This is a genomic window from Dactylosporangium sp. NPDC049742 (genome assembly GCF_040674675.1).
GTDB lineage: Bacteria > Actinomycetota > Actinomycetes > Mycobacteriales > Micromonosporaceae > Dactylosporangium > Dactylosporangium maewongense.
Window position 1 is genome coordinate 1 of the sequence record NZ_JBFANF010000071.1, and the last position, 26079, is coordinate 26079.

At 72.7% G+C, this 26079-nt stretch carries 23 protein-coding genes; 11 read left to right on the forward strand and 12 right to left on the reverse strand.

What is annotated here, in order from left to right; all coding sequences use genetic code 11:
* Positions 1-112 precede the first annotated feature (112 nt).
* The 3 genes from AB0J72_RS49290 to AB0J72_RS49300 are packed head-to-tail and all read left to right on the forward strand — an operon-like array spanning position 113 to position 1250.
* On the forward strand, positions 113-361 hold the full coding sequence (locus tag AB0J72_RS49290; protein WP_363412997.1) for a hypothetical protein: 249 nt from the start codon (positions 113-115) through the stop codon (positions 359-361).
* Between the two features lie 23 nt (positions 362-384).
* Positions 385-1023 (forward strand): GNAT family N-acetyltransferase, encoded by a 639-nt coding sequence (locus tag AB0J72_RS49295; RefSeq protein WP_363412999.1) that lies wholly within the window; start codon positions 385-387, stop codon positions 1021-1023.
* A 23-nt stretch (positions 1024-1046) separates the two neighbouring features.
* Positions 1047-1250: a hypothetical protein gene (locus AB0J72_RS49300; RefSeq protein ID WP_363413001.1), complete on the forward strand. Its 204-nt coding sequence runs from the start codon at positions 1047-1049 to the stop codon at positions 1248-1250.
* Positions 1251-1259: 9 nt separating this feature from the next.
* Here the strand turns inward: AB0J72_RS49300 and AB0J72_RS49305 are convergent, their stop codons facing one another.
* Together AB0J72_RS49305 and AB0J72_RS49310 are read right to left on the reverse strand one after the other, a co-directional pair.
* The gene (locus AB0J72_RS49305) at positions 1260-2084 is read right to left on the reverse strand and encodes an NAD(P)H-binding protein (RefSeq protein ID WP_363413003.1); all 825 of its coding nucleotides are present in this window, start codon (positions 2082-2084) and stop codon (positions 1260-1262) included.
* 107 nt (positions 2085-2191) lie between these two features.
* Positions 2192-3382, reverse strand: coding sequence for a GDSL-type esterase/lipase family protein (locus AB0J72_RS49310; protein ID WP_363413005.1), 1191 nt, complete (start codon positions 3380-3382; stop codon positions 2192-2194).
* A 201-nt stretch (positions 3383-3583) separates the two neighbouring features.
* On the opposite strand from AB0J72_RS49310, the gene AB0J72_RS49315 reads away from it, so the two are divergent.
* Complete coding sequence (locus tag AB0J72_RS49315; RefSeq protein ID WP_363413007.1) at positions 3584-5143, forward strand: alpha-L-arabinofuranosidase B; 1560 nt, start codon at positions 3584-3586, stop codon at positions 5141-5143.
* A complete protein-coding gene (locus AB0J72_RS49320) occupies positions 5143-6135 on the forward strand; it encodes an arabinan endo-1,5-alpha-L-arabinosidase (protein ID WP_363413009.1) in 993 nt (330 codons plus the stop codon). The genes AB0J72_RS49315 and AB0J72_RS49320 overlap by 1 nt, the downstream gene beginning before the upstream one ends.
* 4 nt (positions 6136-6139) lie before the next feature.
* On the opposite strand, the gene AB0J72_RS49325 is transcribed toward AB0J72_RS49320, so the two are convergent.
* The 4 genes from AB0J72_RS49325 to sigJ all read right to left on the reverse strand — a co-directional run bounded on the left by AB0J72_RS49325 (position 6140) and on the right by sigJ (position 11086).
* Positions 6140-6934 carry an NmrA family transcriptional regulator gene (locus AB0J72_RS49325; protein ID WP_363413011.1) on the reverse strand — a complete coding sequence of 265 codons (795 nt, stop codon included), beginning with the start codon at positions 6932-6934 and terminating at the stop codon, positions 6140-6142.
* Between the two features lie 68 nt (positions 6935-7002).
* Positions 7003-9165, reverse strand: a complete 2163-nt coding sequence (locus tag AB0J72_RS49330; protein ID WP_363413013.1) for a ricin-type beta-trefoil lectin domain protein — start codon at positions 9163-9165, stop codon at positions 7003-7005.
* A 186-nt stretch (positions 9166-9351) separates the two neighbouring features.
* Positions 9352-10134, reverse strand: a complete 783-nt coding sequence (locus AB0J72_RS49335) for a relaxase domain-containing protein (RefSeq protein WP_363413015.1) — start codon at positions 10132-10134, stop codon at positions 9352-9354.
* Between the two features lie 64 nt (positions 10135-10198).
* Positions 10199-11086, reverse strand: coding sequence for an RNA polymerase sigma factor SigJ (gene sigJ, locus AB0J72_RS49340; protein ID WP_363413017.1), 888 nt, complete (start codon positions 11084-11086; stop codon positions 10199-10201).
* Positions 11087-11237: 151 nt separating this feature from the next.
* On the opposite strand from sigJ, the gene AB0J72_RS49345 reads away from it, so the two are divergent.
* Positions 11238-12305 carry a nuclear transport factor 2 family protein gene (locus AB0J72_RS49345; protein ID WP_363413018.1) on the forward strand — a complete coding sequence of 356 codons (1068 nt, stop codon included), beginning with the start codon at positions 11238-11240 and terminating at the stop codon, positions 12303-12305.
* A 9-nt stretch (positions 12306-12314) separates the two neighbouring features.
* On the opposite strand, the gene AB0J72_RS49350 is transcribed toward AB0J72_RS49345, so the two are convergent.
* Positions 12315-12755 carry an Lrp/AsnC family transcriptional regulator gene (locus AB0J72_RS49350; protein WP_363413020.1) on the reverse strand — a complete coding sequence of 147 codons (441 nt, stop codon included), beginning with the start codon at positions 12753-12755 and terminating at the stop codon, positions 12315-12317.
* Positions 12756-12859: 104 nt separating this feature from the next.
* On the opposite strand from AB0J72_RS49350, the gene AB0J72_RS49355 reads away from it, so the two are divergent.
* The 4 genes from AB0J72_RS49355 (at position 12860) to AB0J72_RS49370 (ending at position 20112) form a co-directional block, all read left to right on the forward strand.
* Positions 12860-13816 carry an SMP-30/gluconolactonase/LRE family protein gene (locus AB0J72_RS49355; protein WP_363413021.1) on the forward strand — a complete coding sequence of 319 codons (957 nt, stop codon included), beginning with the start codon at positions 12860-12862 and terminating at the stop codon, positions 13814-13816.
* Between the two features lie 280 nt (positions 13817-14096).
* A complete protein-coding gene (locus AB0J72_RS49360) occupies positions 14097-17798 on the forward strand; it encodes an RICIN domain-containing protein (protein WP_363413023.1) in 3702 nt (1233 codons plus the stop codon).
* Between the two features lie 161 nt (positions 17799-17959).
* On the forward strand, positions 17960-19108 hold the full coding sequence (locus AB0J72_RS49365) for a M20 aminoacylase family protein (RefSeq protein ID WP_363413025.1): 1149 nt from the start codon (positions 17960-17962) through the stop codon (positions 19106-19108).
* Positions 19105-20112 carry a pyridoxal-phosphate dependent enzyme gene (locus tag AB0J72_RS49370; RefSeq protein ID WP_363413027.1) on the forward strand — a complete coding sequence of 336 codons (1008 nt, stop codon included), beginning with the start codon at positions 19105-19107 and terminating at the stop codon, positions 20110-20112. Before AB0J72_RS49365 ends, AB0J72_RS49370 begins: the two co-directional genes overlap by 4 nt.
* Here the strand turns inward: AB0J72_RS49370 and AB0J72_RS49375 are convergent.
* From AB0J72_RS49375 to AB0J72_RS49385, 3 genes are all read right to left on the reverse strand, one after another.
* Positions 20081-20992, reverse strand: coding sequence for an ornithine cyclodeaminase family protein (locus tag AB0J72_RS49375; RefSeq protein ID WP_363413029.1), 912 nt, complete (start codon positions 20990-20992; stop codon positions 20081-20083). The genes AB0J72_RS49370 and AB0J72_RS49375 overlap by 32 nt on opposite strands.
* A complete protein-coding gene (locus tag AB0J72_RS49380; protein ID WP_363413031.1) occupies positions 20989-21981 on the reverse strand; it encodes a proline racemase family protein in 993 nt (330 codons plus the stop codon). The genes AB0J72_RS49375 and AB0J72_RS49380 overlap by 4 nt, the downstream gene beginning before the upstream one ends.
* A gap of 75 nt (positions 21982-22056) precedes the next feature.
* Entirely contained in the window at positions 22057-23538 is a 1482-nt protein-coding gene (locus tag AB0J72_RS49385) for a GAF domain-containing protein (protein ID WP_363413033.1), read from the reverse strand.
* A gap of 423 nt (positions 23539-23961) precedes the next feature.
* On the opposite strand from AB0J72_RS49385, the gene AB0J72_RS49390 reads away from it, so the two are divergent.
* Entirely contained in the window at positions 23962-24237 is a 276-nt protein-coding gene (locus AB0J72_RS49390) for a GlsB/YeaQ/YmgE family stress response membrane protein (RefSeq protein WP_363413035.1), read from the forward strand.
* A gap of 89 nt (positions 24238-24326) precedes the next feature.
* Here the strand turns inward: AB0J72_RS49390 and AB0J72_RS49395 are convergent, their stop codons facing one another.
* On the reverse strand, positions 24327-25193 hold the full coding sequence (locus tag AB0J72_RS49395) for an alpha/beta hydrolase (RefSeq protein ID WP_363413037.1): 867 nt from the start codon (positions 25191-25193) through the stop codon (positions 24327-24329).
* A 29-nt stretch (positions 25194-25222) separates the two neighbouring features.
* The gene (locus tag AB0J72_RS49400) at positions 25223-26026 is read right to left on the reverse strand and encodes a hypothetical protein (protein ID WP_363413039.1); all 804 of its coding nucleotides are present in this window, start codon (positions 26024-26026) and stop codon (positions 25223-25225) included.
* Between the last annotated feature and the right edge of the window lie 53 nt (positions 26027-26079).

Below are 26079 nucleotides of genomic sequence, written 5' to 3' on the forward strand. Positions count from 1 at the left end.
TCCACGGGAGGACGGGCAGCCAAGAACATGGGCACGACACTCACCCCCGAACACCTCAACCCCGCCCTACAAACCCAACCTACCTCCGACTTAACGAACGTTGCACTACGTCGTGCTCCTGCTGGTGTTCGGGTTCATGCTGGTGACCGCCCGCACCGCGACCGTGTCCGCGACGATCTGGACCTGCGTCGGCGCGCACCTGACGTTCCTGACCGTCAACCGGGTCACGCTCTTCGGCGGGGAGCGCCGGGCCGGGTGGTCCGCCGATCTCGCCACCCCCGACGCGATTCTCCTGGTGCCGGTGTACGTGCTGCTCGCCGCCGCCGCGTTCGTCGTCATCGGCCGCCTCCGCCGCCGGTAGGCCCACGGCGCTATACATGCCGGATGGATCTCGCTCAGCTTCTCGCGTCGGCGGCCGGCGGCCGGTTCCCGCCCGCGGACGGCGGCGTGACGGTCGTGCCGCAGCCCTCCGCCCGCGACGCGGGGGTGGTCGCCTTCACCGCCCATTCGGTGGTGTTCACCGACGAGGACCCGGGCTGGGTGCGCGCGGCCCTCGCGGCCCTGGACTGCGACCCCCTCGCCGCCGCCATGCACCCGCGCTTCCTCGCGGCGCTGCTCGAGCGCACGTCGCGCGCCATGGACACGATCGACCTGCTGACCGTGGCCGCCCCGTTGCCCGGGGATCCGCCGGTACGGCTCCGCGAGCTCACCGATCCGGACCACCCCCGGGTCCGGCGCGCGCTGCACCACCGCGACGAGGTGCGGGTGTGGTCCGCCGACGGCGGGATCGTCGTCCTCGGCCGGGGAGTGGCGGGCCGCTGGGAGACGGCGATCGAGGTCGACGAGGACGCCCGGCACCGGGGGCTGGGCCGCGCCCTGGCCACCGCGGCCCGGCACCTCGTCCCGGCGGGGGAGCCCGTCTGGTCGCAGCAGGCGGCCGGCAACGCCCGCAGCGTCCGCGCCTTCCAGGCCGCCGGCTTCCGCCCCGTCGCCGCCGAGGCCCTCATGTACCTCGGTTCCTAGCATCCTAGGAAACCATACGCGACGTGCCGACCGTCACGCGCTGCCTTGCATGCAACGATGTCCGGCTCTCGTCGCAGGTGGTGCTCACCAGCACCGACGTCGCGCCCGCCGCGTCGTTCGCCACCATCGGGAGCTCGCGCGCGCTGTTGCTCGGACTCGCGGGGGTGGGCATGGTGTGCGGGGCGCTGCTGATGCGCTCCTACCGGCAGCACCTGCCCACCCGCTGAGAGGTGGGTTCAGCGCGGTCCGGCGGGAGCGGCGCCGAGCGCTGCGGCCGTGGCCTCGCGGAGGGTGGTGGGCGGGCGGCCCAGGAGGTGTTCGAGGTCGGGGGTCTGGCGTTCGAGCATGCCGGCCTTGGCGAGGCGCATGAGGAAGCCGAGCGGGCCGGGCACGTCGTCGGTGGCGACGGCGTCGACGTGGCGGCCGGTCAGGTCGGTGACGGCCGCCGCCAGGTCCGCGTATGTCCACAGTGGACCGGTGAGGTCGTAGGATCGGCCGAGGTGCGCGTCGTCCACCAGTACCGACGCCGCCGCCGCTGCGAGGTCGGACCGTGGTGCGGTGTTGAGGGCGCGGCCGCCGGTGCCGTCGGGCAGGGTGGTCGCGTCGCGGAGGGTCGGGTTGACGAACGCCTCGGAGTAGAAGGGGTTGCGCAGGATCGTGGCGGGGAGGCCGCTGTCGGCGATCGCGCGTTCGGTGGCGTGGTGGGCGGCGTTGAGGCCGTCGCCGGACCGGTCGGCGCCGAGGAAGCTGGTGTAGGCGACGGCCCGTACGCCGGCGGCGACGGCCGCGTCGAGGGCGTTGCGGTGCTGGCGGGTCCGGCGGTCGGGGTCGAGCTCGGGGGAGGAGATGAGCAGCAGCCGGTCCGCGCCCTGGAAGGCGGTGCGCAGCGTGCCGGGGTCGTCGTAGTCGCCGTGGCGGACGTCGACGCCGAGGGTGGTGAGGTCGGCGCAGCGGGTGGGGTCGCGGACCGCGGCGGCGAGGGGCAGGTGCGGGTGGTGGGTGCGTAGGTGGTCGATGACGAGCCGGCCGAGCGCGCCGTTCGCGGCGCCGATGATGATCACGTGGCCAGGCAACACCGGCGCGCGCCCCCGGCGCCAGCGAATTTCCGGGCCCGGGGTGCCCCGGCGGCTCCCACCGCACGCCGGGGCACGTCTGGGCCGAGGTGCGGTCAGTACGTCGGTGCGGTGGCCGGCCAGATGACGGCGGTGGTCGGGATGGTGGACGTGAGCTTCTGCCAGGCGCCGGCGCCGGGGAGGCCCTGGTTGTCGAGGGCGGTGGCGACGAGCCGGGCGACCTCGATCGCGCCGCGGGCCTGGAAGTGGGTGTTGTCCTCGATGCCGTTCGGGTAGTTGGGGTACTGGCCGGCGGGCAGGGTCATGAAGGATTGTCTGGTGCCGTCGACGCCCTGTTGGTTCCACAGCGCGAGGCTGGCGGCGGTGAGGTCGACCAGGGGCACGTTCTTGGCCGCGGCGAGTTCTCGCATCGCCTGCGGGTAGGCGCCGTGCGAGGGCTGGGCCGCGCCGGCGGCGTTGAACCGGCGCCGTTCGACGGGGGTGACGAGGACGGGTCTGGCGCCCTTGGCGCGGGACTTGTCGATGTATTGCGTGAGGTACGACTTGAACGTGGTCTGCGGGTCGGTGCCGCGGGCCGGGTCGTCGGTCTTCTCGTCGTTGTGGCCGAACGAGATGATCAGGTGGTCGCCGGGCTGGATGCGGGCGAGGATCCAGGTGAGCCGGCCGCCGTCGATGAAGCTCTTGGAGCTGGCGCCGGACCAGGCGGCGTCGACGATGGTGGTGTTCGGGCCGGCGAACGCGGGGAGGGCCTGGCCCCAGCCGGCGCGGGGCGCTTCCTTGGTGGTGTAGATGGAGGCGGTGGAGTCGCCGGCGACGTAGACGTGCGCGGCGGCGCCGGCCTTGGTGAACGTCCACAGCCGGTTGGCGTCGCCGGTGCAGGCGTCCAGGGCGGCTGGGCTCGCGGCTCGGGCGCACCAGCCGGACTTGCCGTTCTTGAGCTGGTACGCGCCGGACTTGGCGACGAACGACCACTGCTGGTCGGGTGCGGACGCGCTGCAGGTGACGGCGGTGAGTGCGGTGGTGATGCCGCCGGTTCCGGCGAGGCACCGGCCGGTGGCGGTGTCGACGAGGCCGAAGCGGGTGCCGCGGGCCTCGACGCGCCACTGCTGGCCCGTGCACGAGGCGCCGGTGGTCAGGCACTGGTTGGCCGCGATGGTGTAGGTGCCGCCGGCGGCGGGGGTGTCGGCGGCCTGGGCCTGCGGCGTGGACGTGACGACGCCGGCGGCCGTCGCCAGCGCGGCCCCGCAGAGAGCTGCCCTGCGGCGGAGGGATCTGAAGGTAGCCACGCCTGGTAGATGCCATCGAGGTCGCTCGAATAACACGTTCTTGGCGGCGGAAGTTTCACGGTCGTGAATGTTGGCGCTCACCAATCCGTCATGAGCAGCTCAAGGTGCGGAGATCGATGTGCTTGACATCGTCTATGTGAGCGATAACATCGCATCCGCCAACCGTCCGCCGCGCGTTGGCGACCACTGACGGAAGGGGTCATGATGACTCAACGACCGACCCGGCGGCGCCTGCGCCGCGCCGCCCTCGCCGGAGCGTTCGCCGGGGCGCTGCTCACCGGCGTCCTCGTCGCCGGCGCCGGCACGTCGCAGGCGGCGACCAGCCAGCCGTGCGACATCTACGCCGCCGGCGGCACCCCGTGCGTCGCGGCGCACAGCACCACCCGCGCGCTCTACGGCACGTACAGCGGCCCGCTCTACCAGGTCCGCCGCGCCTCCGACAACACCACCAGGGACATCGCGCCGGTCAGCGCCGGCAGCTACGCCGACGCCGCCACGCAGGACAGCTTCTGCGCCGGCACGTCGTGCCTGATCACGATCATCTACGACCAGACGGGCCGCAACAATCGGCTCACGCAGGCGCCGCCCGGCGGCTTCAACGGCCCGGCCGCGGGTGGTTACGACAACCTCGCCAACGCCACGGCCGCGCCGGTCACGGTCGGCGGGCACAAGGTGTACGGCGTGTTCGTGGCGCCCGGCACCGGGTACCGCAACAACGCCACCAACGGCATCGCCCGCGGCGACCAGCCGGAGGGCATGTACGCGATCTTCGACGGCACCCACTACAACGGCGGCTGCTGCTTCGACTACGGCAACGCCGAGACCAACAGCCGGGACAACGGCAACGGCACCATGGAGGCCATCTACTTCGGCAGCAACAAGGTCTGGGGCTACGGCGCCGGCAACGGCCCGTGGATCATGGCCGACCTGGAGAACGGCCTGTTCTCCGGCGTGAACCAGCGCTACAACGCCGGCGACCCGAGCATCAGCCACCGGTTCCTCACCGCGATCGTCAAGGGCGAGCCGAACCACTGGGCGATCCGCGGCGGCAACGCCCAGTCCGGCGCCCTCGGCACGTTCTACGACGGGGCCCGGCCGAACGTCGCCGGCTACAACCCGATGAAGAAGGAGGGCGCCATCATCCTCGGCATCGGCGGCGACAACAGCGTCGGCGCCGCCGGCACCTTCTACGAGGGCGTGATGACGTCGGGCTACCCGTCGGACGCGACGGAGAACGCGGTGCAGGCCAACATCGTTGCCGCCGGCTACGGCACGTCCGGCTCGACGGGCGGCCCCGCGGTCGGCTCGAACGTGTCGCTGCGCGCCACCACCGCGTGCTGCACCACCCGGTACATCAGCCACTCCGGCGCGACCGTCTCCACCCAGGTGGTCAGCGCGTCCAGCTCCGCCACCGACAAGAGCAACGCGTCGTTCACGGTCCGCGCCGGCCTGGCCAACAGCGCCTGCGTCTCGTTCGAGGCGCGCAACGCCGCCGGCAGCTACCTGCGGCACCAGAACTACCAGCTGTTCCTGCACGCCAACGACGGCTCGGCGCTGTTCGCCTCCGACGCGACCTTCTGCCCGCAGACGGGCCGCAACGGGCAGGGCAACTCGTTCGCGTCGGCGAACTTCCCGGACCGGTTCATCCGGCACTACAACAACAACGTGTACATCGCCAGCAACGGCGGCTCGAACGCCTGGGACGCGACCGGGCTGTGGGCCGACGACGTGAGCTGGGTCCCCGCGCCGGCGTGGGCGTGATGGGGAAGCGACTGGTCACGCTCGCGGCGGCCGTGTCGCTGCTGGGGGTGGTGTACGCGCTGCCACCGGCGTCGGCCGCGACGGGCGGGTCCGTCCTGGGTGCCGCGGCGGCCTCGTATCCGATGCCGGCGCGGGTCACCGGTGACACCGGCGTGCACGACCCGGCCGTGGTCAAGCGACCCGACGGCACGTACCTGGTCGCGCACACCGGCACCAACATCGCGCTGAAGACGTCCACGGACCGGGTCGCCTTCCGCAACGCCGGGTCCGTCTTCCCCGGCGGGGCGTCGTGGACCACCCCGTACACGGGCGGCTCCCGGAACCTGTGGGCGCCGGACCTCTCGTTCCGCAACGGCCGCTACTACCTGTACTACTCGGCGTCGACGTTCGGCTCCAACCGCTCGGCGATCTTCCTGGCGACCAGCACCACCGGCGCGTCCGGCAGCTGGACCAACCAGGGGCTCGTCGTCGAGTCGCGGACGTCGGACAACTTCAACGCCATCGACCCGAACCTGCTCGTCGACGACCAGGGCCGGTGGTGGCTGTCGTTCGGGTCGTTCTGGACCGGCATCAAGCTGGTCCCGCTCGACCCGGCCACCGGCAAGCGGTCCGGCACGACGATGCACGGTCTCGCGAGCTACGGCCCGGGCATCGAGGCGCCGTTCATCGTCAAGCGCGGCGCCTGGTACTACCTGTACGTGTCGTTCGACCGCTGCTGCCAGGGTGCGAGCAGCACGTACCGGGTGATGGTGGGGCGGTCGGCGAGCCCCACCGGCCCGTACGTCGACAGGGCCGGTCTCGCGATGACGTCCGGCGGCGGTACGCAGGTGCTGGCGTCGCACGGCAGCGTCCACGGCCCGGGCCACGAGGCGGTCCTCGCCGACAGCGACGGAGACCAGCTCGTGTACCACTACTACGCCGACAACGGCGCGTCGCTGCTGGGCATCAACCGGCTCGGCTACGACGCGGCGGGCTGGCCGTACGTGTACTGAACGGTCACATGATCCAGGTGCCGGCCGTCTGCTTGGCGTAGTCGGCGAAGTCCCGGGGCTCCCGGCCGAGGATGAGCCGCACGTCGTCGGTCAGGTGGGCGTTGCGGCCGTCGAGGACGGTCGTGAACAGGTACATCAGCAGGTCGGCGAGCTCCGGCGGCAACTGCGCCGCGTAGTCGGCGGCCGGCACCTGGACGAACGCGATGTCGCGGCCGGTCGCGGCGGCGATCTCGGCGACGGCGTCGGCGAAGGTGAGCAGGCGCGGTCCGGTCAGCTCGTACACCTGGCCGTCGTGGCCCTCCTCGGTGAGCGCCGCGACGGCGACGTCGGCGATGTCGTCGGCGTCGACGAACGGCTCCGGGACGTCGCCGACGGGCAGCGCGACCTCGCCGGCGAGGACCGGCTCCAGGAGGTAGTCCTCGCTGAAGTTCTGGTTGAACCAGCTGCAGCGCAGGACGGTCGACTCGACGCCGGCGGAGCGCACGATCTCCTCGCACGCGGCCGCCTCGTCCTCGCCGCGGCCGGACAGCAGCACGAGCCGGGTGGCGCCGGCGGCGACGGCGAGGTCGGTGAACGCCTGGATGGTCTGCGGCGCGCCGGGCACTGCGAGGTCCGGCTGATACGACACGTACACGCTGCGGACGCCGGACAGGACCGGCTGCCACGTCGCCGGGTCGGTCCAGTCGAAGGGCTGCGGGGCGGTGCGGGAGCCGATACGGACCGGGACGCCGGCGTCGCGCAGGCGTTGCGCGACGCGGCGTCCCGTCTTGCCGGTGCCGCCGAGGACAAGTGTTGTCATGCATCCATCTCAGCGCGCGGACCGGCGGCCTTCCATGGCTGGGACTCGCGGATGCATGTCCAGGCGTCTTACGGGAAGTTGAGCAGGTACACGTTGTTGGTCGTGGAGTTCGCGGCCGCGCCGGTGTTGTTGATGACGTGCGAGATGGTGCCGACGCCGCCGAGGGACACGATCGCCATGTTGTGGAACTTGACGCCGGCCACGGCCGGGACCTCGAAGGCGCGGGCGGAGGCGACGCTGTTGTTGACGTTGAAGAAGCAGTAGCTGCCGAGGCCCCATGCCTCGAACGTGGTGACCGCGGCGCCGACCTTGATCGCCGGGTAGCCCTGGGTGGAGCCGTTCATCCACGCGGCCTGGTTCGGCGGGTCGTACGGCATCTCGTTCTGGAAGAACACGACCCTGCCGCCGGCGCCGTTCCAGACGACCTCGTTCTTCTGGTAGTGCTCGACGAACAGGCCGGTCGCCAGGACGTTGTCGCCGTTGACGGTGAGGCCGTTGTCGGCGGTGTTGACGGTCCAGCCGACGCCGCTGCCGTGGTCGGCGCGCCACGCCCAGATGTGGTCGATGATCGTGTTGTTGGTGTTGACGACCAGGCTGTTGGTGGCCTTGCCGGCGACCATGCCGCCGATGCGGAAGAACACGTCCTGGATCGTGGTCGGGTTCGCGGCGTGCGACACCCCGGTCTTGGCCAGGCCGACCTTCAGCAGCGTGTCGCTGTTGGTGGTGCCGGCGTCGAAGAGCAGGCCCTTGAGCCGCACCCCGTCGACGTCGGCGACGTCCATCGCGTTGACGCCGTTGTCGGGGATGATGGTGGCGTACCCGAGGCCGAGCACGACCGTGTTGGCCTTCGTCACGTGCAGCGTCTGGTTGACGTGGTACACGCCGGGGGTGAAGAGGACGTTGCAGCCGTTGGCGAACGCCGTGTTGATGGTCGCGGCGGAGTCGCTGGGCTTGGCGACGTAGAAGGTGCTCATCGGCAGCGACGAGCCGGGCGTCGAGCCGCCGGCCCAGCTGGGCCCGGACGCGTTGGTGCGCAGCGACGGCAGGAACACCCGGTACTTGCCGGCGCCGTCGATGTACAGGTACGGCACGTCCCGCGAGACGGGTGTGGTGCCGAGGGTGGTGTACCGCGGGCCGGCGGCCGGGTTGGTGTTGAAGTTCGTCGCCGGCGCGCCGGGCGTGCCGGAGAAGACCATGTTCCAGTTCGAGCCGCTCCAGCTGCCGAGCGTGCTGTCCTTGGTGTACCACTGCTGCTGCGACGCGGACTCGGTGTTGCCGTCGATCTTCGAGTCGGAGATGTAGCCGCCGCTGGCCCAGCCGTAGCTGGCGGGGAACAGGTTGAGCCCGCCGATGATGTGCATCCGCCGGAACGGTGCCGCCTGCGCGACGGCCCACCGGTTCGTGCCGCCGAGCGTGTTCACCGACAGGTTCTCCGTCGAGCGCCAGAAGTTCTGGGTCGCGTTGCCGGCGTCGCTGGCGTTGAAGGCGTCGACGGTGACCGCGCCGTTGATCCTGGTGTCGTCGGGGTTGAGGCCGAGACCGGCGATCGAGGTGTTGAACCCGATGTTGGCGCCCACGGTGTACGGGGTGGCGCTGGGCTTGAACAGCAGCGCGTCGCGCCTGGTCGCGAACTGCGCGGTCTGGGTGCTCTTCTGCGCCTCGAAGACGCTGTTGAGCGAGGACTGGATCGCGGCGTCGCTCATCCCGTGGTCGTACACGTGGACGTTGGGGCCGAGGTCCGGGGTGTCGGAGTAGGTCGGGCAGGTGCCGCTCGGCGGCGGTGTGGTGGTGATGGCGAACTTCTGGGCGCCGGTGCCGTTGCAGTCCCAGATCTGCAGCCGGGTGCCGTTGGCGGTGGCGCCGCTGGGGGAGTCCATGCACCGTCCGGACTGCGGGTTGCGCAGCGACCCGTCGGCCTGCGCGACCCACTGCTGCGCGCCGGTGCCGTTGCAGTCCCACAGTTGCAGCTTGGTGCCGTTGGCGGTGCCGCCGCTGGTGATGTCGAGGCACCGGCCGATCGCGGTCAGGGCGCTGCCGCTCCACGTGTAGTGCTGGTCGGCGGCGCCGCTCTGGCAGTCCCAGAGCTGGACGGCGGTGCCGTTGACGCCGGTGTCGTCGCCGGACACGTCGACGCACTTGCCTGCGGGCCCGATGATCGGGTTGCCCACGACGGCCGCGTCGGCGCTGGCCATGGCGAGGCCGACCGCCGTCACTCCTGTCAACGTTGTCACAATTGCCGCGTAGTACAGCGATCTCGGTATGGCACGCATGCCTACCAGCTCCCTCTGCTCATCTGCCGGGCGCCCGTCATGGCGGTGAGAGCGCTCTCAGCACTGCCCGAAGTGTCAGGTCGGCGTCTCCGGCATGTCAAGTGCTTCGAACTGCCGTCGATGGTTCCGGGGGCTGCGTGCGGCGGGTCAGGACGCGCCGGCGGCGCAGCCGGTGTTGCTCCAGTACGCCTCGTCGTCGATGAGCGCCGCGGGCACCCCGTCGAGCTCGAAGGCGTGGCCGGTGCCGGCGAGGGCGGTGTTCCTGACCTGGTAGCCCAGCACGCTCAGCCGGTGGGCGAGGTCGGCGCCGGCGACGGCGTCGCACTCGCGCTGGAGGTCCTCGCCGGCGAGGGTCGGCTCGTGCGGCGCGGTCAGCGACCCGTCGCCGTCCTGCACCGCGAACAGGCAGCCGTGCACGTGCAGGACCGGCGGGACCGCGCCGGGGCCGGCACCAGTGCCAGCCCCGGGGCTGGCACCGGGGACGGACGACCGGGTGCCGACCGCGTGCAGCACCAGCGCGGCGACGAACGACCGGGGCACCCGTGCGCCGCCGGCCAGCGGCGCGGTCCGCGTCAGGTGCGTCAGCAGGGTGTGGCCGCTGGCCCGCACGGCCTGCTCGATGCCGGCCCGGCCGTCGGCGCCGAGCAGCGACCAGGCGACCGACACCGAACGCGGCGCCATGAACACCAGGTCGTAGAAGACCGGCTCGCGCAGCACCCGCGCCGACGTCCGGGCGTGCCGCCCCTCGAGGACCGCGACCAGGTCCCGCACGCGGACCTCGGCGCCGGGACCGAGCCCCAGCTGCCGCAGCGCGTCGCCCGCCCCGGCCCACGCGCTCGCCGGCGGGCCTTCGCCGAACGCCCGGGGCGACAGGTCGTCGTCCAGGAGCCGCCCGGCGAAGGCGCCGGCGGTGACCTGATCTTCGATCAAGGGGTGCCCCTTCCGTCGATGCGACCATCGACAGGAGTACCACATGTTGGCCGGTGCCGCCGCCTCAGCCGGTCATCCACTGCCGGAGCTTCTCCGGGTTGCGGACCACCCAGATGCGCGTGATCCGGTCGCCGGTGACGGTGAACGCGAACACCGTCAGGGTCCGGCCGGCGTGCCGGGCGACCAGGCCGGGCCGCCCGTTGACGGTGCGCTCCAGGAACGTCGTGTCCCGCGGGGCCCGCTCGGCGATCTCGATCCAGGCGCGGGCGATCCGCGCGCCGCCCTCGATCGGCTGGAGGAAGGTGGTGGCCAGGCCGCCGCCGTCGGCGACCGCCGTGGCGCCGGGGTCGAGCAGGCCGATGAGCGCGTCGACGTCCTTGGCCTCCCAGGCCGTCTTGAAGGCCCGGACGACGGCGGCCTGCCGGGCCGGCGGGGTCGCGGGAGGCTGCGCGGCGCGGATGCGGCGGCGGGCCGAGGACGCCAGCTGGCGGCACGCCGCCGGGGTGCGGCCGACGATCTCGGCGATCTCGGCGAACGGGTAGCGGAAGACGTCGTGGAGGATGAACGCGACCCGTTCGGCCGGCGTCATCGACTCGAGCATCACGAGGAACGCCATGTTGACGGACTCGTCGAGGGTGACCCGGTCGGCGGGGTCGGCCGGGGCGCCGCCGGTCCACTCCGTGCGGTCGGGCAGCGGCTCCGGGAGCCACTCGCCGACGTAGCGCTCCCGCCGGGCCCGGGCCGAGCCGAGCAGGTTGAGGCAGATCCGGCTGGCGACCGTCGTCAGCCAGGCGCCGGGCGACTCGATGGCCTGCCGCTGCTCGTGGGGCATGGCGTACCAGCGGGCATACGTCTCCTGCACGGCGTCCTCGGCCTCCGCGAGGGAGCCCAGCAGCCGGTAGGCCAGATTGATCAGCTGACGGCGCTCGCTGATGATCGCTGGGGTGGTCATGGCGCAACGGCTCCCTCGGTGGCAGGTGCTTTACCGGTACGACACGGCAGCCGCCCGGATTGTGAGGTCGGCCGGGTCGCCTCACACTCCGGTGGGCTGCGCTGTCGAACCCGGTGAGACGAACCCATCATCCAACGGGCAGGGGACACCGATGACCGACTTCCAGGCGATCGCGGACCGCGTCGAGATCGAGGCGCTGCGCGGCGAGTTCACCGACGCGGCGATGATGCGCGACCGCGCCCGCCTCGCCGCGCTGTTCACCGACGACGGCGTGCTGCGGATGCCGAACATCCCCGTCGAGCTGGTCGGGCCGGCGCAGATCCAGGCCGGGGGTGAGCGGCTGCAGGCCCAGTGGGAGTTCTTCGTGCAGAACACCCACCCCGGCACGGTCCAGCTCGACGGCGACACCGCGACCGGCCGCACCTACATCCAGGAGATCGCGCGCACCCGCGACGGCCGCCAAGGGCAGAACTTCGCCATCTACCACGACCGCTACCGGCGCACCGGCGACGGCTGGAAGTTCGCGGAGCGGGTCTACGAGGTCAGGTACCTGGACACCAGCCCGCTGGCCGGCTCGGCGCCCACCGCCACGGACGCGGACACCGCCGCCTCCACCTTCACCGGTGCGGCGTCCGAGGCGCGGCTGCAGCGGACCGCGGCGGCGCTGCGGGCGAACAACTTCGCCGTCGAGGTCCTCGATGACGCCGCCGCCGCCCGGGCCCGCGTCGAGGGGCTGATCCCCGAAGGCGCCAGCGTGTTCACCGGCGCCAGCGAGACGCTGCGGCTGTCCGGCATCGACGCCGACATCAACGGCGGCGGCCGCTACGACGCGGTCAAGTCACGGACCCTGACGATGGACCGGGCCACCAGCACCCGCGACATCTGGCGGCTGATCGCCAGCCCCGACGTCATCGTGGGCAGCGTCGCCGCGGTCACCGAGACCGGCTCCCTCGTCGTAGCCTCGGCCAGCGGCTCCCAGCTGCCCGGCTACGCCGGCGCCGCCGGCCACGCCATCTGGATCGTCGGCGCGCAGAAGGTCGTGCCCGACCTGAGCGCCGCCCTGCACCGCGTCGAGGCGCACTGCCTGCCGCTGGAGAGCGCTCGCGCCCAGGCGGCCTACGGCCGGCCCAGCGCCGCCAACCGCGTGCTCATCCTCAACGCGGAGCTCGAACCCGGCCGCGGCACCGTCCTGCTGCTGCGCGAACCCATCGGATTCTGAAGCGCCCGGTCAGACCCGCGGCGAGACGGGGCGCTCGAAGAAGGTCTCCAGCACCACGGTGGCCTGCGTGCCGCTGACCCCGTCGATCGCGTAGATCCGGCGGAGCACGTCCTGCAGGTGCGCGGTGGTTGTCGTCCTGACCTTCACCATGACCGACGCGCTGCCGGCGATGACGTGCGCCTCCAGGATCTCCGGCAGCGCCGCGAACGCTTCCGCCGAGTCGCCCATCCAGGAGTCCGAGTCGACCATCACGAAGGCCAGGACGCCGCCGCCAACGGCGGCCGGGTCGACCTCGACCGTGGTGCGCCGGATGACGCCGCGCTCGCGCAGCTTCCGCACGCGTTCATGGGCCGCGCCGGCGGACAGCCCGACGGCCCGGCCCAGCTCCGCGTAGGGCTGGCCGGCGTCCTCCTGCAGCTTCGCCAGCAGCGTCCTGTCAACCTGGTCCACGGTCCTCCGTTCGGCATTGCCTTGCGTTCACCGTACAGGATCCTGCACGCTGAACTAACTGCAAGATTTGGTTCGGTGCCTTGACGGTCTTGGGAGGAAGTTCCATGAGCGGCGATTCCCCCGCGCTGTACGAGATGTTCGACGACCGGTTCCGTGCGGGGCGGTGCATGAACGGTGACGAACGGCTGGAGGTCCTGCACACGGGCTGCCGGTGGGTGGAAGGGCCGATCTACCTTCCCGCCTGGCGGCAGGTGATCTGGAGCGACATCCCCAACGACCGGATGCTGCGCTGGGACGAGGAGACCGGCACGGTCAGCGTCTTCCGGCGCGCCGCCGGGCACCCCAACGGCAACACCCTCGACCGTCAGGGCCGGCTGGTCACCTGCGAACAGGGCAACCGCCGGGTGACCCGGACCGAACCCGACGGCACCGTCACCGTGCTGGCGGACCGGTGGCAGGGCAAGCGCCTGAACAGCCCGAACGACGCCGCGGTGAAGTCCGACGGGTCGATCTGGTTCTCCGATCCGGACTTCGGCATCACCAGCGACTACGAGGGCTACCGGGCAGACAGCGAGATCGGGGCCAACAACGTCTACCGCATCGACCCTGCCACCGGCGAGGTGCGGCTGGTCGCCGACTGCTTCGGCGCGCCGAACGGCCTGGTCTTCTCCGCCGACGAGCGGCAACTGTTCGTCTCCGACACCCGGGCGGGCGTCATCCGGGTCTTCGACGTCCGCGACGACGGCACCCTGTCCAAGGACCGCGTCTTCGCCGAGGCGGCAGCCCGCGACCGGGCCCGCTTCGACAACCTCCGCTTCGACGACGCCGGCCGGCTCTGGGCCGCCGCGATGAACGACGGCGTGCACTGCTACGACCCCGACGGCACGCTGCTCGGACGGCTGCGGGTCCCCGAATCCGTCGCCAACATCTCCTGGGGCGGCGCCAAACGCAACCGCCTCTTCATCGCCGCCGAAACGAGCCTCTACTCCGTCGTCATGGGCGTCACCGGAACCCACCCGACCGGACCGGGACGCCGGCCCTGGCTGGACGGTGGGCGGTAGCGAGCCGCGCTTCGAAGCGCGGTGGGCGCCAGCGACATGTCCGAATTGACGTGATCACCCTTGGTGAATATTTTCGGCGGTCTGTCCCGCCGCGGCCGCTGCGGTACGTGATCATGCATGGTCAATGGGCGCGGCGCCGGAACCGGCTGGTTGACGGTCCGTGTTCCCTGCCGTGCAGTGTGTTCGCGGTCCATTGCGCCGGCATGGGCGCTGCCGTAGCTTGCTGTCGACATTCAGCGATGGCGGGGGATCGATGGTATCCAGTAGGTCGTCTTTTGGTGTGCGCAGATTCGTTTCCGGGGCGGCCGCGGCCGGTCTGCTAGCCACGGTGCTGCAGTTCGTCGGCGTCGATGCCGCGAGCGCGCAGGTGGCGTGTGCGGCATCCGGCGCGGACGTCTCGACCGCGCTGCGGTCGGCGAAGGCGTGTGGCGGTCCGGTCGAGGCGTTGGACCGGCGTACGCCGTCGTCACGGACCCTCGTCGGCCCGGACGGCACGGCCACCGTCGAGCATCACGTCAGCCCGCGCTGGGTGCGCAGGGCCAACGGTTCGTGGACCGACCTGGACACGACGCTGCGGCTGGAGGGCGACACCTTGACGGCGGCGGCGACGCTGCTGCCGGTGACGTTCTCGCCCGGCGGGACGGGCCCACTCGCGACGCTGACCGACGGCACCCGGAAGCTGTCGATGACGTGGTCGGGCAAGCGGCTGCCGGCACCGGTGCTGTCCGGTGCGACGGCGACGTACGCCGAGGTGCTGCCCGACGTCGACCTGCGGGTGACGGCGCTGCCGCAGGGCTTCTCCGAGGTCCTCGTGGTCAAGACGGCGCAGGCGGCGAAGAACCCGGCGCTGGCGCGGCTGGCGTTCGACCTGGACGTCGCCGGTGCGACGCTCGGCACCGCCGAGGACGGCGGGGTACGGGCGGTCGACGCGAAAGGCGCGGCGGTGTTCACCTCACCGCGGGCCGTGATGTGGGACACCGCCGACGCGCCGGTCAGTGAGCAGGCCGCGGCCCGGTCCGCGACCGTGCCGACGGCCGGCCGCGCGGCGCCGCGGTTCAAGGCGATGGGGGAGTCGCTGACCGGCAGCAGGCTCACCGTCGTGCCGGACGCCGGATTCCTGACCGACCCCGCGACGCGGTACCCCGTCTACATCGACCCGACGTTCACCGGCGGCAAGGCGAGCAACGCGTGGGCGGTCGTGGCGTCCCGGTCCGACCTGGCGAACTCGAAGTTCTGGCAGACGACGTTCATGAACAACAGCGGCACGTACGGTGACGCCGGGGCGGGCCTGACCTGCGACAGCTTCAGCGGCAACACGTGCACCAGCACCACGTACAAGGTGCGGTCGCTGTTCCGGATGGAGACCTACGGCGCCGCGGGCGCGACGGTGATCAGCTCCAACTTCGAGATCACCCAGAAGTGGTCGTGGACCTGCAACACCGCCTCCGATGCGAAGCTGTGGGTGATCGGCGGGTTCAACAACAACACGACGTGGAACAACCAGCCGGCGTGGGACGGCGCGCACACCGCGACCGCCCCGGGCAACCACGCGGTCGGTTCGGCGAACGGCTGCATCGGCGCGGGCACGGTCAGCTTCGACACCACCGGGATGGTGCAGTACGCGTTCAGCCAGGGCTGGGGCGACATCAGCGTGGGCCTGCAGGCGGTGAACGAGGGCTCGAACCTGCAGTGGAAACGGTTCGACTCGACCACCGCGGTCCTGCACATCCGCTACGACCACGCGCCGAACGCGCCCACCCTGTCGGACCTCAAGGTCGGCCCGACCGGGCTGACCAGCTGCGGGCTGACGGCCGGCGCCCCGACCCGGGTGAACACCACCAACGGCCTGACGCTCAACGCGGTGCTGACCGACGCGGACGCCGCCGCCGGCGACCTCGTGAAGGCCGAGTGGGCGGTCACCGGCGTGGCGGCACAGTACGTGCCGGCCGCGGAGACGGCGGGCCTGACGTCAGGGTCGAACCATCAGGCGACGATCCCGGCGGCGGCGTTCACCAACGGCGCGGCGATCTCCTGGCAGGTGCGGGGCATCGACACCGACAACGCCATGGCCGGCGGGTGGAGCCCGGCGTGCTATCTGCTGGTGGACAACACCGCGCCCAGCCCGCCGGGGGTCGCCAGCACCGACCTCGCGTTGCGGGTCGGGCTCGGGATCCCGCCGGCGGCGGCACCCACGGCGGTGGTGCGGCGCACCGCGGCGGTGACGTTCACCCCCGCCGCGGCCGACGCGGGCGCGATCGTCGGCTACCGCTACGGGGTGGCCGCCGACGCCGACGCGGTCCCGACGATCTGGGTGCCCGCGAACGGCAGCAGCACCTCGACGACGGCGGCGGTCGTGCCGCTCGCCGCCGTGTCGTACAACAGCGTCGTCGTCACCGCGGTCAAGGCCGACGGCACCGCCGGCGCCACGACCTCGGCGCGGTTCAGGGTGAACCCGGCCATCGCCACGCCCCCGGCGCGCGGCGACGCCACCGGCGACGGGCGCGCGGATCTCACCGCGCTGTCGGACGTGGGCGGCGGCAAGAGCGTGCTGTGGCGGTGGGACTCCAACCCCACCGGTGCCGGGCTGAAGCCGCCGGTGGCGCCGCAGGGCAACGCCGGGATCTTCACCAACGGCAGCACCCTGGCCGTCCCGGGCGACTTCGACAACGACGGCCTGGCCGACCAGGCGGTGTTCGCGCAGTCCGGGACCAACGTGACGCTCTCCGTGCAGCGCTCCGACGGCAACCAGCTGCTGAGCTCGCCGCCGCTGCAGACCCTGACCGGCTGGTCGATCTCGAAGATGAAGGTCGTCGTCGGCGACTTCGACGGCTACGGCGGCAAGGACGACCTTGCGGTGCTGTACGACCTCGGCGCCGTGAACTGGGAGTACCGGATCCTCCAGAACGGCTCGACCGGGCCCGGCAACCTGAGCTTCGGCGCGCCCGTCGTCTGGAACGCGGCGCCGGCCGGCAGTTCCGACTGGAGCCGGATCAAGATCGTCGCCGGCGACTTCAACGGCGACGGCCTCGCCGACGTGGCCGAGTTCTACGACTACGGCAGCGCGCAGACCAAGCTGTGGATGCACTACTCGACCGGTTTCGTCCTGAGCGGCGGCCAGCTGGAGTGGGACTCCGGCGTCGGCAACTTCGCGTGGCCCAACGCGACGTTCGTGTCCGGCGACTTCGTCGGCGACGGCAGGACCGACATCGCCACGGTCTACGACTACGGCAACTCCACCGTGGGTCTGATCCTGGCCACCCAGGCGGCCAACTCGACCATGAGCAGCTGGAGCTTCGGGTGGAACAGCGGCACCTGGGCCTGGAACGCGTCGGCGATCCAGCCGGTGGCGGGCGACTACACCGGTGACGGCAAGGCCGACCTGGGCCTGGTCTACCGGTGCTGCGGCCCGTACCAGTCCCAGGTGTGGATCTCCGCCTCCACCGGCACGACCCTGCCGGCGCCCGTCGAGGCGGTCAACGGCGGGATCGGTCCGGTCGGCGCGGGGTCGCTCACGCTCGACACCACGGTGGGCCCGAACCAGGGCAAGTTCCAGCTGATGAACGTGGCCGGCCAGACGTGCGCCCAGGTCGACGCGGACGGCAAGCTGCGCGGCCAGCCGTGCGCGGCGGTCAACAACCAGTACTTCACGGTGGAGCGGCGCGGCGCCCAGTACCTGTCGATCCACCCCGTGTCCTCGCCCACGAAGTGCATCGACGTGCTCAACGCGGCACAGGCCGACGGCACCCTGATCCAGGAGAACGCCTGCCACGGTGTCGCCACGCAGCCGTACATGCTCGCCGAGTACTGGACGATCGAGTACCTGTCCGGCGCGCCGGGGACGTCGGTGGTCAGGCTGACCACGCCGCTGTCCGGCAAGTGCCTCGACGTCGCCAACGGGTCGTCGGCGCCGAACACCACCATCTGGGAGTACACCTGCAACGGCGGCGGGGCGCAGCAGTGGCTGCTCCGGCCCGTCGCCTGAGCCGTACGACCGCCGGGGCGTGGCGTGTGCCGTGCGCCACGCCCCGCCCCGCCGCCGGACGTGCTCGAGCTCCTCGCAGCTCGAGCACCCGGCACCCCGAACCGTCGGCAGAACCGAAGATCCACTGGACGAATGTGTCATGCGGCGCCGAAGCTGGACCGGTGGAGTTCAACGCGCAACTGCGGCAGTGGCGGCACGACCTGCACCGCATCCCGGAGCTCGGCTTCCGGGAGCACCGCACCAGTGACTACCTGGCCGCGGCGCTGGACGGGATGGGCCTGGAGGTCACCCGCGGCGTCGGCGGCACCGGCCTGGTCGCCACGCTGCGGTCCGGCACGGGCGACGGCGCGATCGCGCTGCGGGCCGACATGGACGGCATCCCGCTGACGGAGCGCGGCGAGCGCGCGTACCGGTCCGAGCACGACGGCGTCATGCACGCCTGCGGGCACGACGGCCACATGGCGATGCTGCTCGGCGCGGCCCGGTCGCTGGCCGGGGCCGGGGCCGGGATCGACGGGACCGTGCACTTCGTGTTCCAGCCCGACGAGGAGCACGGCCGCGGCGCGAAGGCGATGATCGCCGACGGGCTGTTCGAGCGGTTCCCCGTCGACGCGATCTTCGGGCTGCACAACATGCCGGGGCACCCCGCCGGCGGCCTCGCCACCCGGGCCGGCGGGCTGATGGCCAGCGAGGACAACTTCGAGATCCGCATCGCCGGGCGGGGCGGGCACGCGGCCCGGCCGCAGATGGTCGTCGACCCGATCGTGGTCGCCGCGCAGCTCGTCCTGGCGCTGCAGACGATCGTGGCGCGCAACCTCGACCCGACCGACCCGGCCGTCGTGTCGTGCACGGAGATCACCACCGACGGGGCCCGCAACGCGATCCCCTCCCGGGCCGTGATCCGGGGCGACACGCGCAGCTTCACGCCGGACGTACAGGCGATGCTGGAGCAGCGCATCCGGCAGCTCGCCGACGGGATCTGCGCCGCGCACGGCGCGACGGCCGAGGTCACGTACACGCACGAGTTCGAGCCGACCGTCAACGACCCCGCCGCCGTGGCGACCGCGCTGACCGCGGCCCGGCTCACCGTCGGCGCGGACCGCGTGGACGGCGACACCCCGCCGTGGACCGCCAGCGAGGACTTCGGCGCGTTCAGCAACCAGGTGCCCGGCTGCTTCGCACTGCTCGGCAACGGCGCCGACGGCCCGTCGCTGCACAGCGCCGACTACGACTTCAACGACGATGTCCTGAGCACCGGCGTCGCGTACTACGTCAACCTGGTCCGCACCGCGCTGCCCACCGCCGCATGACGGCCGCGAACCCGCTCCGCGACCCGGCCTGGCGCTGCGAGCCCGCACCCGCCGAGGTGCTGGACTTCCACCGACGGCTTCCCGGGTACGCCCCGACCCCGCTCACCGAGCTGCCCGAGCTGGCCGCCGCGGCCGGTGTCGCCCGGGTCTACGCCAAGGACGAGTCGACGCGGTTGGGGCTGCCGGCGTTCAAGGCGCTCGGCGCGTCCTGGGCGATCCACCGGGCGCTGCGCGCACGGCGCGGTGCGGGGCAGGCGACGATCGTCACCGCGACGGACGGCAACCACGGCCGCGCCGTCGCCCGCTTCGCCCGGCAGTTCGGCCACCGCGCCGCCGTCTACGTGCCCGATGGCGTGCACCCGGCGGCGGTGCGGGCGATCCGCGACGAGGGCGCCGACGTCACCCACGTCCCCGGCGACTACGACACGGCCGTCGCCGCCGCCTCCGCCGCCACGGCCGGCAGGGACGGCGGGGATCGGCTGCTCGTGCAGGACATGGCGTGGGACGGCTACGAGGACGTGCCGGGGTGGATCGTCGACGGGTACTCCACCCTGTTCGCGGAGCTGCCCGTCCGGCCCGACCTGGTCGTCGTCCCCGCCGGCGTCGGCTCGCTGCTGCAGGCCGCGCTCACCCACTACCGCAGCCGCACCGCCGAGCCCGGCACGGCGGTGGTGAGCGTCGAGCCGGACTCCGCCGCGTGCGTCCTGGCGAGCGTCGCCGCCGGCCACCCGGTCACCGTCGCGACCGGCACGACCAGCATGGCCGGGCTCAACTGCGGCACCGTGTCGAGCCTCGCATGGCCGTACATCCGCGGCGGCCTCGACGCGTGCACCACCGTCACCGACGCCCAGGCCGCCGCGGCGATGCGCGACCTGTCCGCCCACGGCGTCGACGCCGGCCCGTGCGGCGCCGCACCCCTCGCCGCGCTGCGGTCGCTGCGGGCCGCCCCGGACAGCACCGTCGTGCTGCTGGTCACCGAGGGTCGCGCCGCGAACGCGCATTGACGGCGGCCAGGACGGCCTCCGCGGTGACGAGGTCCTGCCAGGCCATGCCGACGCTCTTGAACAGCAGCGGCCGGTCGGCGGGCGGGTGGGCGCGGCCGGTGACGACGTCACGCATCGCGATCAGGTCCTCGGGCCGCAGTCGCCGCTCGTGTACGGCCATGCCGACGTCGCCGGCCTCGCGCAGGGCGGTGGCGGCGTCCTCGACGACGACCGTCGTCCGGGCGCACAGCTCGGACGGCACCTCGCGGGCGTCGGGCTCGTGCGAGCCGACGGCGATGACGGTCGCCGTGTCGCGGATCAGGCCGGCGTCGAAGAGCGGCTCCCGCGCGGTCGTGGCGCAGACGACGACGTCGGCCTCGCGCAGCACGTCCTCGGCCGGCCGGTCGCCCGTACGGCCGCGGGTGAGATGCGTGACGGTCGCGACGGGGAGCACCGCGGCGAGGGTCTCGGCGTGCCCGTGCGCCTGCGGCCCCGCCCCGAACACCGCCACCCGCAGCGGATCCGGCATCGCCCGCAGCCGCGGCAGGACGGCGGCGACGGACACCGCAGGCGTGCGCAGCGTCGTCAGTGCCGTGCCGTCCAGCACCGCGACCAGGCCCAGCGACTCGGCGTCGAACAGCAGGTAGGACGCCTGGACGCGGGGCAGCCCCCGGGCCGGGTTGCCGGGCGCGACGGTCGCCACCTTGATGCCGGCGTGGGTGCCGGTCGCCTCCGACGGCATGAGCAGGAACTGGCCCGCCTGCATGGCGACGGCGTGCCGGGGCGGGTCGGCGGCCGGGTCGAGGCCGGCCTGCAGCGCGGCGGTGATCGCGGCGACGGCCGTGGCGGGGTCGCACGCGTCCCGGACGGCGTCGGCGTCGAGGACCAGCGGGCCGGTCACCGCAGCACGAACCCGGGGACGAGGGGGTCGGCGGGGTCGACGACGAACGTGTGCTCACCCGTCCGGTACGCCATCCCCGTCACCTGCGGGATGACCGCCGCCCGCCCGTCGATCGTGGTGGCGGCGACCACCGTGCCGGCGAACACGGACCCGACGATGGACTCGTGCCGCAGCGTCACCGCGCCGTCCCGTTCGGCGAGCACGGCGAGCCGGGCGCAGGTGCCCGACCCGCAGGGCGACCGGTCGACCTCCCCGTCCGCGAACACGGTGACGTTGCGCTGGTGCACCTGGCCGTCGGCCACCCCCAGGTCCTCGAACAGGATCGTGCCGTACACGCCGCTGAGCCGCGGGTCGCTGGGGTGCACGGCGTGCGGGCTGTCGTTGAGCGCCCACTTCACCTCCCGCCCCAGCGCGATCAGGTCCTGGTAGTGGCCCGGGTCGACGCGCAGCCCGGCGGTCGCCGCGTCGACGCAGGCGTAGATCGCCCCGCCGTAGCTGACGGTCACCGCGAGCTCGCCCCGGGACGTGCTGAGCGGCACGTCCCGGGCGATGACGTAGCTCGCCACGTTGACGAAGTCGACGGCCACGCTCCGCCCGGCCTCCCGGTGCACCCGCGCCGTGACCCGGCCCGACGGCACGTCGATGACCACGTCCACCGTGCCGTCGCGCGGCGCCTCGACGATCCCGGTGTCCACCGCCCACACCCCGAGCGCGATCGTCCCGTGCCCGCACGCGGTGGAGAACCCGTCCTTGTGCCAGAACAGCACCCCCAGGTGCGCCCCGTCGTCGTCGGCCGGCACGACGAACCCGCCGTACATGTCGGCGTGCCCCCGCGGCTCGAAGCACAGCAGCTCCCGCAGCCGCTGCGCGTCGGGGCTGTCGATCGCCCGCACCCGCCGCTCCGCGACGCTCTCCCCGGGCAGCGCCACCGGTGGCGCCGCCACGATCCGGAACGGCTCCCCGGCCGTGTGGTAGTCAACCGTCGACACGGCAGGCACGATCACCACCCCATCTTGAACCATCCGCACCCGCGCCGCGGCTCTCGCGCGCACGCCAGGGGCCGCTCACGCGTCGGTGAGGGCGGCGAGCAGCCGCCGGGCGGTGCGGCGGCCGCGGATCAGGGCGTCGCGGCGGCGGGCGAGGACCGCGCTGGGCGCGGTCGGGTGGTGGTGGGCGGCCATGCGGGCGGTGGCGAGCATCAGGTTGACGGTGAAGGGATCCAGGATGTCGGCGTCGGTGACGCGGTTGCGCAGTTCGCGGCGGGCTTCGGGGTCATGGGCGGTGGTGAGGTAGAGCGTGGCGAGGTCGAGGCCGGTGAGGTACATACCGGCGGCGCCGAAGTCGAGCAGGCCGAGCCGGCCGGAGGGCAGCTGCTGGATGTTGTGGGGCACGAGGTTGCCGTGGGTGAAGGTGCGGACGTCGTCGCAGCGTCGCAGGAGGGCGAGGGTGCGGCGGGCGTCGTCGTCGGTGAGGTGCCCGGCGCGGTGGTGCGCGGCGATGCTGCGCTCGTAGTCGACGTGCCAGCGCTGCAGCGCGTCGCCGGGTGGCCGCCAGGTGGACAGCAGGGCGGCGGTGTGGATGATCCGGCGGACCTGCTCGATGTCGAGATCGCTGACGGTGTCCGGGCCGTCGCGGAGCGGGTCACCGATGGCGCGGGTGAGGATGAGGACGCGGTCGTCGTCGCTCCAGCGGTACATGCCGACGACGACGGGCGGCCGGTGGCGGTCGAACGCCCGGGCCACGTCGATGTGGCGGTGCAGGCTGCGGCGTGCCGCGTCGGTGTCGACGAGACGGAAACCGACGGCGACGGGTTCGCCGTGCAGCCGCGCGGAGCTGACCAGGAACGTGGCCGTGGTCCGTAGCGGCGGCCGGCCGTCGAACACCAGGCCGCTGGGCAGTCCCGCGGTCGACCACAGTCCGTCGCGGGCCGGACCGTCCTGACTGGTGTCGCTGTCGCGGCCGTCGCTGCCGGAACGCTCGTCCGGCGGTGGCGGGCGGTGCGTCGCCGTGGCGTGGGAGAGCGCGTGCAGGGCCGCGCTGCAGTCGGTGGCCAGGGCGTCGAGGTCGGCGAGTTCCTCCGAGGTCCAGTCTCTGGGCTGGTTGTCGATGGCGCACAGGGCACCGAGGACCTGTCCGTCGCGGGAGGTGATCGGGGTGCCGGCGTAGGCCACGACACCGAGGTCGCGGATCGCGTCGTTGGTGTGCAGCAGCGGATGACGGCGGGCGTCGCGCACGACGAGCCGGTCGTCGGTGCCGACGACGTACTGGCAGAACGAGTGCGTCAGCGCCGTCTGGCGGCTGTGTTGCCACAGCTCGGGGAGCCCGGCCGCGCCCGGGAAGATCTGGCGGTGCACCTCGACGAGCACCACCAGGGCGACCGGCGTGCGGAGCTTGGCGCGGACCTGCTCGGCGATCGTGTCGAACCGGCGGTGCGGCGCGTCCCCCAGCCCCGTCGCGGCGACGGCCCGGAGCCGGTCGCGGTCCCGGACCGTCGCGGCGGACCGGACCGGGTCGATCGGCGGCGGAAGGAACCACGGATCAGTCATTGCGGCTCCTTCCCCCGCGCCGTCCGGCCCCCGCGCCGGCGCGATGAACTCCGGTGCTCCACACCACATTGCCAACAGTCTGCAACTGGACCCGGCACCCGTGGCGACGTCGGGCATCGTCGATGCGCCGCAACGATGGTGGCACGCCGACCAGCGCCCCGCACGTCGGTGGTCCGCCGACGCGGCCACCATCGACGCGAGGTCCTGGTCGACGTCGCCACCCGCCGCTCGCCATGTCGACACCTTCGCTGCCGAGCTGTGGCGGTCCGACCCGGCGCTGTTCGCCGCAGTGACGCCATCTGCCGAGGATACGAACCCGGACCGCAGGAATGAGCGGCCGGGTCAGCCGCAGGCGGTTTGGTAGCTCCTCCTGCCGGGCACGTACGCCGACGTAGCGCAACCCCGCAAATCTGGAGGCATCAGATGGCTGTCGGCGGCATCATCTCCGCGCTCATCATCGGCCTGATCATCGGCGTGCTCGGGCGCCTGGTCGTGCCCGGCAAGCAGCACATCCCGGTCTGGCTGACCATCGTCATCGGCATCGTCGCCGCCCTGATCGGCACCGCCATCGCCGGTGCGATCGGCGTGGCCAACACCGCGGGTATCGACTGGATCGAGCTCCTCATCCAGGTCGCGCTGGCCGCGGCCGGCGTGTGGCTGGTCGCGGGCCTCTACGCCCGCCGCGGCCACCACGTGTAGCGGCCCGACGAGGGACTTCGGCCAGGCAACTTCAGGAACAGGGCGACGGCGCGGACCAGACGGTCCGCGCCGTCGCGGCGCTCCGGTCGTCACTGGGCGGTGAGGACCTCGGCGAGCCTCGCGGTGGCCCGGGGGGTGGTGAGGATCGTGTAGTGGTTGCAGCCGGGGACAAGCTCGGCGCGCAGGGCGGTCTGCGCGGTCCAGTGGTCGACCACGGGCTGCGGGAGCAGGCCGGGCTCCTGGCCGAACATGCCGCGCGGGGCGTGCAGCAGGTCGGCCGGCAGGCGCAGCGCGCGCAGGTCGTCGCCGAAGCTGCCGGCGTTGACGAGCAGGTCGCGGCCGTCCTCCGCCACGGCGGCCGGGGACACCCGGGAGCGGATCGCGCCGGGGTCGCCGGTGGCGTCGTAGCGGGCGTACGCGTCGAGGTCGGCGCTCCAGTCCGCGGCGAGCGCCGGGTGGTTGCGGAACACGTCGACGTAGGCGTCCTCGGTCGGGAACGTCATCCTCAGGCGGGTGATCGCCGGGCCCAGCGTCGCCTCCAGGACCGCGTCGGGGTCCGCGCCGGGCGGGACGGGCAGCGGCAGGCCGCCGTCGATGAGCACGAGGCGCCGGTACAGGCCGGGCTCCCGGACCGCGGCCCGCAGCGCGGCGTAGGCGCCCATCGACTGGCCGGCGAGGACGACGGGCCGGCCGAGGTGGCGGGCGGCGGTGGCGAGGTCATCGGCGTGGCGGTCCATGCCGAACGGGCCGGGGAGCCCGTTGCTGCGTCCCCGGCCGCGCAGGTCCACGGCGAGCAGCGTCCAGCCGGCGGGCAGGGCACGGGCCAGCGCCGCGAACGCCATCGCCGAGGCGGTGATGCCGTGGGCGGCGAGCACGACCGGCGCCGCCGGGTCCTGCGAGCCGGACCGCAGGGCGTGCAGCGGGCCGTCCGGCGTGGGGATCTCGACGCTGTCCATGTGGTGTGGTTCCTCCGAACTGTGCGGGGTTACGGGGCGAGGGCGTTACGGCGGACGTCGGAGAAGGTGCGGGTGTCGGTACAGATGCCGCAGCGTGGACCGGTGAACTCGGCGCCGGCGGCGGTGTCGCCCATGAGCTGGAACCGGAACCAGGCGGTCGTCGGCGCGGCGAACGGGCCCGGGTCGCCGACGACGGTGAAGTGGTCGGCGCCCCGCAGCTCAGCGTAGATCGCCGGGATGTGGTCCGCGTCGTTGTAGAACGCCTTCACCAGCGCCGGGAACACGATGCTGTCGAACTGGCCGGCGAGCAGCAGCGCGGGGACGTGCACGGCGTCGATGTCGGCGAGGGGGCCGGGCTGGATCGGCAGGATCGCGTCGATGCGCGGGTCGGCGCCGACGACGATCGCCGCGGCGCCGCCCTGGGAGTGGCCGGACGCGCCGATGTGGGCGAGGTCGACGTGGTGGTGGAAGACGCTGCCGGGGTCGGCGTCGGCCTGGGCGAGGGCGTCGATGCCGAGGCGCATCGAGACGCCGAGGTTGGAGGTGGGCGTGTTCGCGGCGGAGACGATGAAGCCGTGGCTCGCCCAGTACAGCAGCAGGTCACGGTAGACGAGCGGGACGGCGCCGGTGCCGTTGCCCCACACGATCACCGGGTGCCGGCGGGGGCTGGTGGCGATGTCGCGCGGGTAGTACAGGGTGTTGACGACACCGACCTGGACGGCGGTCGCATAGGGGCCGGGCGCGTCCCAGGCGTCCGCGGCGGCGGCCGGTCGAGCGGGGACCAGCAGCGCGGCCACGCACAGCAGCGCGGCGAGGCCGTAACGGTGAGACATCGTGCCTCCTCGTTGGTTGGGGGTCCTCGAATCGTCGCGCCGGCCGCGGCCGG